General features: G+C 47.2%; 12 protein-coding genes. 4 read left to right on the top strand and 8 right to left on the bottom strand.

Annotation, left to right across the window (positions count from 1 at the left end; genetic code table 11):
- Window positions 1-226: 226 nt before the first annotated feature.
- Window positions 227-766 carry a DoxX family protein gene (locus tag NKT06_RS03810; protein WP_253430094.1) on the top strand — a complete coding sequence of 180 codons (540 nt, stop codon included), beginning with the start codon at window positions 227-229 and terminating at the stop codon, window positions 764-766.
- Between the two features lie 155 nt (window positions 767-921).
- The gene (locus NKT06_RS03805) at window positions 922-1,134 is read left to right on the top strand and encodes a hypothetical protein (RefSeq protein WP_253430091.1); all 213 of its coding nucleotides are present in this window, start codon (window positions 922-924) and stop codon (window positions 1,132-1,134) included.
- Between the two features lie 166 nt (window positions 1,135-1,300).
- Here NKT06_RS03805 and NKT06_RS03800 read toward each other — a convergent pair whose 3' ends face one another.
- The 3 genes from NKT06_RS03800 to NKT06_RS03790 all read right to left on the bottom strand — a co-directional run bounded on the left by NKT06_RS03800 (window position 1,301) and on the right by NKT06_RS03790 (window position 3,508).
- A complete protein-coding gene (locus NKT06_RS03800; RefSeq protein ID WP_253430088.1) occupies window positions 1,301-2,086 on the bottom strand; it encodes a DODA-type extradiol aromatic ring-opening family dioxygenase in 786 nt (261 codons plus the stop codon).
- A gap of 103 nt (window positions 2,087-2,189) precedes the next feature.
- The gene (locus NKT06_RS03795) at window positions 2,190-3,020 is read right to left on the bottom strand and encodes an alpha/beta hydrolase (protein WP_253430085.1); all 831 of its coding nucleotides are present in this window, start codon (window positions 3,018-3,020) and stop codon (window positions 2,190-2,192) included.
- Between the two features lie 254 nt (window positions 3,021-3,274).
- A complete protein-coding gene (locus NKT06_RS03790; protein WP_133387380.1) occupies window positions 3,275-3,508 on the bottom strand; it encodes a hypothetical protein in 234 nt (77 codons plus the stop codon).
- Between the two features lie 412 nt (window positions 3,509-3,920).
- Here NKT06_RS03790 and NKT06_RS03785 point away from each other — a divergent pair, with 412 nt between their 5' ends.
- Window positions 3,921-4,733, top strand: a complete 813-nt coding sequence (locus tag NKT06_RS03785) for a DUF1129 family protein (protein WP_253430082.1) — start codon at window positions 3,921-3,923, stop codon at window positions 4,731-4,733.
- A gap of 28 nt (window positions 4,734-4,761) precedes the next feature.
- Here the strand turns inward: NKT06_RS03785 and NKT06_RS03780 are convergent, their stop codons facing one another.
- Both NKT06_RS03780 and NKT06_RS03775 read right to left on the bottom strand, forming a co-directional pair.
- A complete protein-coding gene (locus tag NKT06_RS03780; RefSeq protein WP_253430079.1) occupies window positions 4,762-5,661 on the bottom strand; it encodes an AraC family transcriptional regulator in 900 nt (299 codons plus the stop codon).
- A gap of 223 nt (window positions 5,662-5,884) precedes the next feature.
- Window positions 5,885-9,055 carry a stalk domain-containing protein gene (locus tag NKT06_RS03775; protein WP_253430076.1) on the bottom strand — a complete coding sequence of 1,057 codons (3,171 nt, stop codon included), beginning with the start codon at window positions 9,053-9,055 and terminating at the stop codon, window positions 5,885-5,887.
- Between the two features lie 316 nt (window positions 9,056-9,371).
- Between NKT06_RS03775 and NKT06_RS03770 the strand changes: the two genes are divergently transcribed.
- Entirely contained in the window at window positions 9,372-10,340 is a 969-nt protein-coding gene (locus NKT06_RS03770; RefSeq protein WP_253430073.1) for a hypothetical protein, read from the top strand.
- A gap of 126 nt (window positions 10,341-10,466) precedes the next feature.
- On the opposite strand, the gene NKT06_RS03765 is transcribed toward NKT06_RS03770, so the two are convergent.
- From NKT06_RS03765 to NKT06_RS03755, 3 genes are all read right to left on the bottom strand, one after another.
- The gene (locus tag NKT06_RS03765) at window positions 10,467-11,054 is read right to left on the bottom strand and encodes a GNAT family N-acetyltransferase (RefSeq protein WP_253430070.1); all 588 of its coding nucleotides are present in this window, start codon (window positions 11,052-11,054) and stop codon (window positions 10,467-10,469) included.
- A gap of 50 nt (window positions 11,055-11,104) precedes the next feature.
- Window positions 11,105-12,397, bottom strand: a complete 1,293-nt coding sequence (ilvA, locus tag NKT06_RS03760) for a threonine ammonia-lyase IlvA (RefSeq protein ID WP_253430067.1) — start codon at window positions 12,395-12,397, stop codon at window positions 11,105-11,107.
- Between the two features lie 64 nt (window positions 12,398-12,461).
- Window positions 12,462-13,352 (bottom strand): alpha/beta hydrolase, encoded by an 891-nt coding sequence (locus tag NKT06_RS03755; RefSeq protein ID WP_253430064.1) that lies wholly within the window; start codon window positions 13,350-13,352, stop codon window positions 12,462-12,464.
- Window positions 13,353-13,381: the final 29 nt, after the last annotated feature.

The raw sequence follows: 13,381 nt of genomic DNA, 5'->3' as shown, positions 1-13,381 counted from the left end.
GCGCCCTGAAGGCCTTGATACAGCGTGAAATTCACATTTGAAACAGCGAATAGCGAGAAAAATATGTCCTAAATGTGAACTTCTCAAACCTTACTTAAAATTTGAACTAGATTGTGATTTTAATCACAAACAAAACGACTTTTGGACTATACAATAAAGACATCAAAGGTGATCACTTAGAAAAACAAAAACAACACACACTAGATTCCATGAAGGAGTGGTTCATATGTTCAGCTTCAACCAATGGCTTAGAGAAAACAAAGTAGCAATGTGGATTTTGACAGTACTTCGGGTGTATATCGGTTATGATTGGATGACTCACGGATGGAGCAAATTGACTGGCGGATTCCAAGCTGGCGGATTCCTCGCCGGGGCAGTCGGTAAAGCAACGGGTGAAAACCCAACAGTTCAAGCATGGTGGGGAACGTTCCTAGAGAAATTCGCTGTACCAAACGCAGGATTGTTCGACTTCATCATTCCGCTTGGTGAATTCCTTGTAGGTGTAGGACTCATTCTCGGATGCTTCACAACACTGGCTGCGCTGATGGCTCTCGTGATGAACTTCGCGTTCCTCTTCTCGGGTACAGTAAGCACGAACGCTCAACTGGTTCTGATGCAAATCTTCCTGGTTGTTGCTGGTGCAAATGCAGGTAAAATCGGTCTGGATCACTGGGTACTGCCTTACCTTCGCGGATTGATCACTCGCAACAAAGGTAATCACCCAAAAGACACACCAACAATTAGCCCAACTCACAAAACAGCTTAAACAATAATCAACAACGCTGCCGCCCTGCTTTCCATCCCCCGGAGAGCAGGGCTTTTTACTTTTCAAGATTAGCCTGAATGTCCTGGCTGACTTGCCCATCCATAGAAAATCATATTATGATGAGCATAAAGTTGAACTTCAAAGGAGTACACGATATGCCGACCCAGCGACGTCTTGAGACCGATGCAGACTTCCAGGAAGCCATGAATATGAAGTATAAGGTTCGAGTTTTCAAAGATAATCACCAGATTGACTCGGGTGGCATTATTATCCGTTTTGACAGCAATACCATAGTTGTACAATCCAGTGTCAGTGAACTTGCTTATCATTCGCGTACAGACTGTGAATTGTTCGAAATCCGCAAATAAAGATCTATTGTATGAATATGTCCTCGTATTAAAAGAAGGTTCCTTTAGCCCATCCAGGGTGTACAGGAACCTTCTTTTGTTTATATATTGTAATTGTATACATTAACACATGTTGTCCGTACCCAACTGGCTTCAAACACCTATTCAGGCTGTTGTCTGTTCCAAGTTACACGCCGTCTCCAAACTGCCAGCAGTTCAAACTGAGCGTTCCATAAGGGTAAGATTGGAATAGACGCTTCGCTGATCGGGACATATCTGCTGTACCCATCGCGTAGAACAAAGGCGCAAGGTGTTCTGTACCATACGACGGCACTGCCGTACGTGCATGAGGGGCTTTTTTCTCATATTGAAACAGTTCTCTTGTGTTCCACTGCTCCAAGCGCTCCCCGATCCAGTTATCAAATTCCACCGCCCACGCTTGCGGTTCATCCGTATTGCCCAGCAATCGTAAATTGTGAACCGTTCCACCACTACCAATGATCAGCACATCATCATGACGCAGCTGTTCCAGTATTCGGCCTATATCATACTGTTCCTGCGGCGTACGCAGCGAGTCTACAGATACAGCGATTACGGGGATATTAGCCTCAGGATACATATGGAGCAACGGTACCCATACGCCATGATCCAGCCCTCGACCTCGAATTGGCTGATGCGCCAGATTGCTGCGGGTGAACAAAGCACATATCTCGTTCGCTAGATCTGGCTGCCCGGATGCAGGGTATTCCATCGTATACATCGTAGAAGGAAATCCATAAAAATCATGCAAGGTCTGATGTGTATCATCCATCGTCACGGACGGTTCAGGACTATCCCAATGCGCCGTAAATACGACAATGGCTTTCGGAGCCGGCAGCCTGTCTCCAAGCTGGTTCAAGAAGTGAGTGTAGTCATTGCTCTCCACCGCCAGAGCGGGAGAACCATGCGCAATGAAAAGTGCGGGTAATGTCATTGCTGCCAACCTCCAGACACGGATAGGATGCTTACTCTTCTATTTTACCCCTAAGAAGGCGCTTTTCCAAGCGGACATCCCCAAACCGTTGCAATCCTGCCATTTATATCATCCAGTGCTGCCAATCCTGCTCAATCTTCTGACGTTCGCCCAGCCACTCTCTGGTACGTGTAATTAGCTGTTCCCGTTCTTTACCTGAAGAGAAGGTGTGATCGCCCTGGAAGATAATTTCCTTGTCGCAACGTCCTTCCTGACGCATCCAGAATACCTTTTGATACAGGAATGCGTAGTCTACAGGAATAATCTCATCTGACGTACCATGCACGACGAGAACATCACCGTTAAACTTGACTGCTTCCTGGAATGGCTGATGTTCAGCGAGAGACTCGAAGAACGTCGGTGTGAATTTGTATCCGAGATAGTCAGCTGCACCTAGTTTCACGCCTTCATCGTATACTTCGCGTCCCGTAATCTTCACGATATCATTGAATGGATAACCCACGGAGGACCACATCACCAGATTCTTGACACGTTTGTCGCGCACAGCCGTTAGTAATGCAACGGCACCACCCAGACTATGACCAATCAGCGTTACGCGTGTAGGATCTACATCACTGCAATTGACCGCGTAATCCAGCACCGAGCGTGTCTGCAGCACCATGGACTCCAGTCCCTCCGCTCCATACTCCCCACTGCTCTCTCCGCAACCGATATAATCGAAACGCAGGACGAGATATCCGTCTTCAGCCAGCTCACGGGCAGTCTTTACAAACAAACGATCCACGCCGATTCGACTACCAACGAAGCCGTGGCAGATGACTGCCAGAGGCACTCGCTGCTGACTCTTCTCCTCATTGATATCTTTCACAACCGGATAATGAATCGTGGCTGTTAATTCTTCCTGTCCATGACGAATACTGATCTGACGTTCCATACCGATTTCCCCTTTCCACGCTTAGCCTGTTAAGTTCATTTATTAAATATATATAATCCGATAAGTTTAGTGTGTATTAAGATGTTATTCATATATTATCATCCCGTAACCCGCAAGTCAACGTAAGTAAGAACCCTTTCTACGTCGACTGCTAGTCTACATTTTATCGGATGGTAAGCGCAAAAAAATGAGCCATGCTGATGACAGCTGGCCCGGATATCTTTTGAGTATTTAAACCACGTGTTGCAGGATCGTTATTCGTAGCTTCTGCGGAACATCTCGTGGGTCTCCACCCGTCCATTCCACTCATGCTCATGACCCGAATCACTATTGTCCCAGAAACTTCTTCCCCTCAAATTGCCATCTGTCAGTTCTTCTGCATACTCCGTGTCCTCCAAATTTTCCTCAAAGGATACAACCTCGTCCACAACTCCACGGGAGTTGCTGTTCAATAGCAGCTTACGCGTTAAATCTGTTTGTTTGTCCATCACAAGCACACTCCAATCTTGGATTTCTGTTGGAAATGCTACTATTGTGATGGAATCGGCTGCTCTTTATGCATACTTCACACAATCGTTAGATCTGTGAGGTGTGAGGGTATTTTTTCACATGAATGGGGGAAAATAAACGAACAATCATTGGCAGCATATGCCTCGGAATCCTTCTGCCGAAAGGAATGAATTCATGGAACATTTACTGGAATGGATTCAACATCACGGTAAACTGGTACTGTTATGCACCTGTGTCATTCTGGCCTGTGTGGGGATCTGGGCCAACCATGAGCAGCTTTTTAATAAGGAATGACTTTGCGAAACGAGAGCCCTTCCCGTATACTAAAATACCGTCAGGGTCTTCAGATCATTGGAAGATCAGAACGTGTGTAGACAGGGGGAGCAATCATTGGGGATTTCCTATAAGAAACTGAAAGAAATACAGAATCGGCAAATAACCGAGATGAGTCGTATGACACCTGAACATGTGAAGTTGTATGACGAGATCAGCACCATTGCGCGTCATGCGCCAGCGGACGAGAGAACACAGGAAGAATGGATTCTCTCCGCAGGAAAAGCAATCGTACAGGCTCAGCGGGATAACAAACCCGCTCGCGAGCTATACGGACCTGATCTGGAACAAGACATCCATGCACAGCTCGGGATAACAGATACAGCACCGAAGAAAACGGCTGCCGCTGAGGTCGATACATCCAGTCCAACCTTTGGTAATAGTCCAGCAGCTTCATCGAAAAAGAAAGACAACGTTGCAGAACCACAACCAACGGAGAATGCTGAACCAGCGAAACGGACACCCAAGTGGTATGCCATGATCGCTTGGGCGGCAATATCTTTTGTCATGTTAATCCAAGGTTGTGCGGGACTGTTCGTGGGTTGGACTGGCGGGGATACGGAACCGTTCCAACACATCAGTCTATTCTCCTTAATCGTAGCGGCCGTTGGCGGAATCGCATTGGTGGAGATGCTCCGCCGCCTTGCTGAGCGTCCAGATGATGAAGGAGCCGACAGAAACAAGATACCTAAGGTCAATATTCGGGGGATCGTCATCTACATCGTAGTTGTGATACTCGTGCTGTTTGTCGGGTATCCGCTCCGTGATAAACTTCCGGTATTCGCACTAGCTCCATGGGTGAGTACAGTGATCGGCATTGTGGGGCTTGCAACGTTAAGACCTTTATTCGGTCAAAAGAAAACAGCATAACACGCGTTATATCATCAATTAAGGGACCTCACGAATTCGTGAGGTCTTTTTCCATTTGGAGCTGGTGCCGATGTTTGATTCCTTTGCCTGGTGTTTCTCCAAACTCCCGCTTGAACATCCGGATAAAATAGTTCACTTCCATGCCGATGTTCTCTGCCGCCTCTCGCACGCTTGCACTTGGATGCTTGTTCAACCAGTCCGAAGCCTTCTGCAACCGCAATCGCTGCATATATTGATGTCCTGTCACGCCATAATGATGATGGAACAATCGATTGAGATGCTGCACCGAATAACCCACTGCGTCAGCGACATGCCTCAATAACAGGTCATCCTGATAATGTGTATGCATCAATGCCACTGCCCGGATGAGTGCCTCCTTGCCCATATCGGACTCCCGATTCGAACGTGTTACAGCCTGTTCCTTAGATGGTCCAACACTTCCAATATCGACAGCAGATGGAGTTTTGGATTGTGCTATATCCAAAATGAGCTGGTAGATCAGGGTTGATGTGTTCCACATCTCTGTTGCTCCTTGATCCAGTGCGTGCCAGAGATCTGCTAACCGCGACCAGATGATGTCAAAACCGGAGATGGGATACGGCTCGTTCTGAAGCAAACCCGCGCTATGAAGTATCGATCCAGCAGATGCACCGCCAATACCGATATAACCCAGTTCTCCTTTGGATTTGGAACGAGGCACATACTCATGCGCAATCCCAGGTTCCACGATGAATACCTGTCCTGCTCCCATGGTCCATGTCCCTTTTCCCGGAATCCTGAACTGCCCCTCACCGCCGCCTGACAAAAACAACTGATACACCGGAAATCCATCCGGTCTATGCAGAACTTTCTCTTCCTGCGTGCCCACACAATACAGGTACAGCGGCAACCGGGAATCCGGCTGGCCCGTCAAACGAAACGCAAGCATTCCATCATTCCTTTCGGCTCATAGGCTTCTAGCTTATTCCTTCTATTATCCATCGGGTTGTCCTGTTCCAGCAATGGTCTTAGGAACCTTTTTGGCGACAAGATTTTCAATTATTAAGTGAGGCAGTTGCGCTAGGATAATAGAAAAACCTCCCTTTTCAAATGAAAAGGGAGGTTGACTAGTTAAACAGTAATTCATAGTTTGAAACACGTGAGCCACAAATTTATGGTGATGTTGTATTATTTGGATCTACCACTGGGGTATCAGAAGCTGGACTACCTGTTGCTGGCTGCTGAGCAGCTGCCAATTGCACTGAGGCAGGAGCGGATAAAGCGTTAATCGTCGCTTGCTGTTGATCCGCAACAGACAAGACATACACTTGATAAGACGTTCCAGCAACAATTGCATCGCCATCTGTATCTTTCGAAAGGGTCAGTGCCAAATCTCCTTTAGATCCTTTTGCAAAAATTTGGAAGCGATCAGTATCGTTTACACCGTTTGCCACAGAAGGAGTAAACGTAGAGCCGTTTTTCACAACAAAAACTTTATATTGGGAAATTCCTTGTTCAGTTACATTCGGAGTAAGATTAATTTTTATTGCAGGTCCTTGAGCTCCAGTTGCATCGGTTGCAGTAAGGCTTGCGGCCTTCACTTCAACTGGTTGCTGCTGTTTCGCATTCACACTAAAGATTTTCGAAGCCACGGAGAGACTAGACTCACGTGTGTTGCTGTCAGACACTGATACAACAACGACCCGATAGGTTTTGCTAGAGTCAATTGGAGTTCCGTTAACATCTGATGTAAATGCAAAAGGCTGTACGTTCGTACTTGACTCATTCTTAGGTAAATTGAGGTAGTTACCCAATGATAAAACAGACTTAGCTGAATTTAAATTAAATGAATTGATCTGTCCTGATGGCACTATCATTATTGCATAGTTGGATATTCCAGTGACGTTAAGAGGCTTAGCAAAAGTAACCAGAATATCAGTTGCATCCCCCGATGCCTGCGCTGCTGCCTTCACAGTTACGTCCACATTGCTCGCCATCGCTACAGCAGTATTCGAAGTCAGTGTGATTGCGCCGGAAGGCGATGACAATGCATTCGCCAGAGAAGCATTGTTATTCACAGCCATCACATATACTTGGTAGGCCACATCATTACGAATCAGTTCACCGTCCACAGATCTGGAACTACTTGTTAAAGTAACAGTCTGATTAGCTCCCGTTTTACTGACGGTTCTGTAATACGCGCTGCTCAATGCATTCGCTGTGTTCAGATTAAACGTGCTACCCGCCTTCACTACAAACACCCGATAATGATTTACATTTGTCTCATCCGCAGATTTATTAAACGTCACACGCAGATCACTACCATTTCCAGCATCCCCAATATCAGATGGCACCACACCGCTCGGAGCTGTTACAGCCGCATTCTGTGTCAGCGTAATCTGCGAAGAGTAACCAGACAACGCATTCTGACTGGAGTTTCCGTTGTTATTCACCGACAGCACGAATACCCGATAAGCAATGTTATTGGTAATGGTATAACCATTGGTATCTACCGCATAGTTCGGAAGCGTAACGGACAGGTTGCCACCCGTTTTGTTCACCTGCGTATAGTTGTTCGACGCATTAGCTGCGCTTAGTGTGAAGCTGCCCACATTAGCGGAACGAACGACATATACACGGTAGGCAGAGATTCTGGATTCATCCGCAGCTTTGTTGAAAGACACCCGCAGATCACGGCCATCACCGTAGTCACCAATATCCGCAACAGCCAGGTTGCTAATCACTCCCGCGTTACCGTTCGTTGTAAGTCTCAGCACAGTGGAGGAAGCTGACAGCGCATTGGTGTATCCATTTTGCTGATTGCCCACTGCCATCACGTAGATGCGATAATCTTGCAGATTCGTTACGTTATAACCACTTGTATCCTTCATGGATGAAGGCAATGTCGTTGTAATGTTGTTGCCTGTTTTGTTCACCGTATAGTACAGACTGGAGGACAGATTGCTTGCTGTCGTCAGATTGAAACTGCTGGCTACCGAGTTACGCACCACGAAGATGCGATAGTTCGCTACCTTGGACTCATCCGATGAACGGTTGAAACTCACTTGAATGTCACGACCATCTCCATAATCCGAGTTGTCTCTTACCTGCGTAATTACCGGAGACGTTGCTGTGTTCACGGACAATGTAAGTGAAGAGGATGCTGCGGACAGCTTGCTGTCTGTTGTTGTATTTGTGCTTACGGACAGGATGTACACTACATACGCTGTACCGCTCTTGATCAAATCGCCGGACGTATCCCGAGTCGAAGAAGTCAACTGACTTTTGACCGCAGCGGCGTTGCCTTTGTATATGATCGTGGAGTTTGCACTGGACACTTTGTTCGCTGCAGCCAGATTAAACGCAGAAGAGTCCTTCGCTTTAACAACAAAAGCACGATAATACGTAATGTTCGATGTTGTGCTCGGCTGCGTGAAGTTAATCTCCAGATCGCGGCCATCGCCATAGTCACTAATATCTGCGGCACGCAGACTTGTAACTGCCTGTACTGTGGATTTCACAATATTGAGCTTCAATGCCTGGGAAGACCAGTTCAATGCATTTTTATAATTATTGCTGCTGTTACCAACAGTCAGTACATACAGGCGGTACGTTTCATTGCTGTTAAGCAAATCCCCGTTCACGTCACGCGTCTGTGCATTAAGCGTCAGTTTCGGGTTGCTGCCATTCGGTGTTACAGATGTATAGTTTGCAGAAGGTACGGCCGATGCTGCCGACTCCGTGAAGGTATTCACATCGCGTGTTTTCACCAACATAATCCGGTAAGCAGAGACCGCCTTCTCCGAAGTTGGACGTGTGAAGCTCACGGTCAGGTCACGACCATCCCCGTTACTTCCAGATACCGAACCATAGATGTTCCATGCAGCATATTGTGTCTCATCCACTGGTGGCGTTGCCGTTGTCTTGATATCTACACGTTGATTGCGCGAGTTCCAGAATACTTTCTCCCCAAAAGCTTCACTGACGAAACGAATCGGAACCATCGTGTTGCCCTTAATCGTGTTTGCAGGTACATCCAGCGAGATCGCTTCCCCGTTGATGTATGCCGTTTTGGAACCAAGGGTCAGAGTAACTTCCTGATCGTCGCGAGTTGCAACAATCGTTTTGGTTCTGTTGGTGTACGATACCTTCGCATCCAATCCTTCAAATATCGACCGAAGCGGAACCAGTACACGTCCACCTTTCATCACAGGTGCCTGAGCAGATGATAACTCTGCATCATTAATATATATGCTGATCCTCGCAGCTGCATCCATAACCGACGTTGGAAGTGCGGACATCAGCATGGCCGATACAGCCAGCGCTGACATTACCTTCTTCACTTGTTTTCCTCCCGCTTTCCTCATATCCCATATCCCCATTCTCGCATGTAGTTAACATCGAAATAGATTCGTTGTCCTTTTCAATAATTCCTGTATTTACCTATGCACAACTAAGACGTTCCGATCAGCTCAAAGGTTTCCAGTTGTACAAAAAATATTTTCGCAGAAATCTTCCTCTATCTTCCACCCTCCAAAAGTTAAAAATAACAGAAGAATTTGTCACTATTCCGCAACCACATCCTGCCCCAATTACGTTAATGTATAGTGACTAGTGAACAACGGCTATCATTTTCTTAACTACGGGAGGTTCATATCTATGACATCATCGTTTCAATCTGCCAAACGTACAGGCATGCGTACCTTCATTACAGCCACCGCCGTCCTCATGCTGCTCCAATCGGCTGTAATTCCATTATCCGGAGTTGCTTCTGCCGCTTCTTCCAGTACAGATTCCAAAGTCACAACTGCCAGTTCAACAACCATATATCAAACATTTCAGTCCATGCTCTACAAAAAGAACGGCTTGCCTGCCGCAGATACTTATCTCGAATCTCATATCAAAAAAGTAACAAAACATCACGCCACCCTGATGGTGCTGCAATTGGAGAATGCTCGCCTGAAGGCACTGAGTGCCATGACGGACCGCCTGCTCGTTCCTAACGTTCAGGACAAAATGATCAAGGCTTACAAGATGAACGATAGCTTCACCAAACTCATGGAGCGTACCCAGGACTCCGATCTGCGTGCACTGCTAAAAGAAGCCCGTGACAGCGGCTACCGCCTCGTCATGCTCGAAGGCTCTCTCTATCCCATCATGAATTATGCGGCATTCGTGAAATATACCTCTGTCATTAAAGAGGATATCTCAAGCTACATCCATATCATGACAAAGGAAACGAAAAACTTGCCTGCGGATGACGGTGCTCTTGTCATTGGCTATCAGGAAATTCTCCTTCGAGCACTCAGTCAGGAAAAATTCCTGGAGCTGCATCCGAAATCGAATCGGGCCAAGCAGGTGCATAATCTGTTAAACAGTTATACCCTGTATACTTTTTATGGACTGAACAATACACCGCTGTTTGATTATGACACGAACAAAATGGTACCAAACGCTCAAAGAGGATACAACGGCGTCTTGCAACGCCTTGCATCCGTCGATAGCGAATTCCTCACCAAGCTGGATGCCTTTATGGACGTGGTTAAGGAATCGAAATATGAGAAAACGGCTGAAGTCGAGAAATGGCTGGAGCAGCATGTGCCGGTCAGTGATTATGCAAACTATTAAGTTAATCCGCTCCTTCCCAAATTAACATTCAGGCCTACATTTAGGCTAAGTTACAACATATCATTACGACAAAAAAACCGCCGCAGGAGGATCTCCCCTGTAGCGGTTTTTTCTTGGTTCCTTGCTCTATTGAATCGGTTTGACCATATGATTATACTCATGTCCTCCGATGACAATGACATCGTCTTTGACATATCCCTGCCGTTCATAGAGCATTAGCGCACGGCCGTTGTCCTGTTCTACAATCAGGGATACCTGGGAGTGCCCCAGATCCCTGCCCTGCTGCTCAAAAGCAGCCATCAGTGCCCGGCCGATGCCCTGCCCCTGATAAGCTTCACTTACCGAGAGAGTATCCAGATAATACTCACCCGGGCGGGTTTCTTTAACCAAAGTATACTTCTCATCCCGACTTCGTCCAGGGCGATTCAGAATCGGCTGGTCCAGAAGATCCGCTTCACCGCCATCATAGGCTACAAGAATTCCTGCGATCAGTCCATCCTGCTCCATCACTGTCACATGACGATAGCTAATCCGATTGTCTTCCTGTACATAGAACGCCTGCAAAATCTGCATTGCCTTCTCATGATCCGCCTCACCCGCAAGCGCGTAAGCAATATCTCCTATCGCCTGAACTAACAATGGAATGACCTGATCAGCATCTTCTATCCGCGCAGGTCTGATTAGAGGAGATGTTTCTTGGTGATCTGATTGCATACTTCATTTCACCTCCGACTGCATGTCTGACTGCCTTGTTGAATAATTCATCAGATTAACATGTTGAACAGATTCAAATTTTTGTTCAGCTCGGTATAGGCGATACCTTTGCGATTCATACGTTCAATCAGGGGATGGTAATCTTCCTTGTACATGAGCTCAATGCCCACCAGGGCAGGGCCATTTTCCTTATCATGCTTTTTCGTATATTCAAACCGGGTGATATCATCATTCTTCCCTAGAACTTCCTCCAGGAATTCACGTAAAGCTCCTGCACGCTGTGGGAAATTAACCATAAAATAATACTTCAGACCTTCGTAGATGAGAGAACGTTCTTTGATCTCCTGCATCCGATCAATATCGTTGTTCCCGCCACTAATGACGCAGACCACCGTCTTGCCCACAATTTGCTCACGATACTGCTCCAGCGCCGCAACAGCCAACGAACCGGCAGGCTCGACCACGATCGCATTTTCATTATAGAGCTCCAGAATGGTTGTGCAGGCTTTGCCTTCCGGCACTTTCACAATGTCATCAAGTATACTGCTGCAGATATCATAGGTAAGGTCACCAACCCGTTTCACCGCTGCGCCATCCACGAATTTATCAATATCATCCAGCGTCACAACCTGTTTGCGGAACATCGCCTCACTCATGGAAGCTGCACCAAGTGGCTCAACTCCAATGATGCGTGTCTCTGGACTCACGGTCTTCATGTAGGTTCCCACGCCGGCTGCCAGTCCTCCGCCACCAATCGTCACGAACACATAGTCGGCATTCTCATCGAGACTTTCCATGATTTCCATCGCTACCGTACCATTACCTGCAATAATCTTCGGTTGATCAAAAGGATGGATGAACGTCATGCCCTGTTCGTCACATGCACGCATCGCTTCTGCATAGGCATCATCATACGTATCCCCGATCAGCACCACTTCAACGTTACTGCCACCAAAACGTCTTACCTGCTTCACCTTTTGGTTCGGGGTTGTACTCGGCATGAAGATTTTCCCATTAATCCCAAGGGCATTACAGCTAAAAGCGACACCCTGAGCATGGTTGCCCGCACTTGCACAGACAATACCCTTCTCCATCTCGGCTGGTGTCAGACTGCGAATCATATTATAGGCACCCCGAATTTTGAACGAGCGCACCACTTGAAGGTCTTCCCTTTTCAGATACACATTACAGTTATATTTGGCCGACAATACAGCGTCCCGCTGCAACGGCGTTCTTACAATGACCTCACGCAGCACATGATGTGCGCGCACGATATCTTCCATGCCAACACTGGCACGACCGGGATTTGTGGTTCCCGTTGGTTCTTGTTCAACTGGTTTCATTTTCTTCTCCACACTCCGCTTATATGGTCTAGCAATGTCGCGCACTGCTTTTCTTTGTATTGTATCACTTTTGATCTGTTCTTGCGCCTAAGCTCACTTCATTTATCATTCGTACAATTTCATCGATAATGACTTGAGGGTCTGTATATATAACCATATGTCCCGATTGATTCGCCCCAATCCATCTCGCATTGGATAACTGGCTCACCGTCTGGCGATGCGCCGTGATGAGAGCAGGTCTGATTTTCCCCTCTCCCTTGCCCGGTTTCGTACCCGAGATCACGCTGACTTCCAGATTACCCAGAGCCGGAGGATGTTCCAGCAGCGCTGCCATGTCATTCAGAAATGTTCTGCCCTCCGCAAGCATCGTGCTGGCTGCGTGTACAGTGAAATCCTCTTTGAGATGATCCGCCGCCACATCGTCAGGCTGAATGCTTCCAGCTTTGCTACCGAGCAACTTATATAAGCCTGTACGCGCCATAATTGGAATAATGAAACCATTGATGGCAAAGCTCTTTTTAGTAAGTTTGGAGAAATACATATCGCAATGCTCGTCTGATGGATCTACCAGAATAATGCCTCGTAATCTAGAGGGATTTGCAGCTGCCGCAGCCCGTACAATCGGACCTCCCCAGCTATGTCCCACAAGAATGAATGGGCCCGGGCCCAGTGCTGTCAGCAATTCCCCAAGGTCCTCTGCAATGCGTTCAAGGCTGCGGGGAGCCGAGTCGACATCACTTCGTCCTGCCCCTGCCCTGTCATACACGACAGCACGTGCATGCTCAGCAACGGCGGGTGCAACCAACCCCCAGGCTGATCTGGAGGCGCCCATACCGGACTCAAATACAACCGTAAGTTCTCCTGTTCCCCTGGACATATAATGTAGTTTGCGACCATCGCGGGTCTGAACAAACGCACTTGAACCAAACGTATGTGAGCTAGGGTTACGATTCATGTTCCCCTCCTGAATACATGCATAGTCAT

The organism is Paenibacillus sp. 1781tsa1 (assembly GCF_024159265.1).
Lineage (GTDB): Bacteria > Bacillota > Bacilli > Paenibacillales > Paenibacillaceae > Paenibacillus.
The sequence above is the reverse complement of the archived record's forward strand: the minus strand, read 5'-3'. Positions and strand labels throughout refer to the sequence as shown.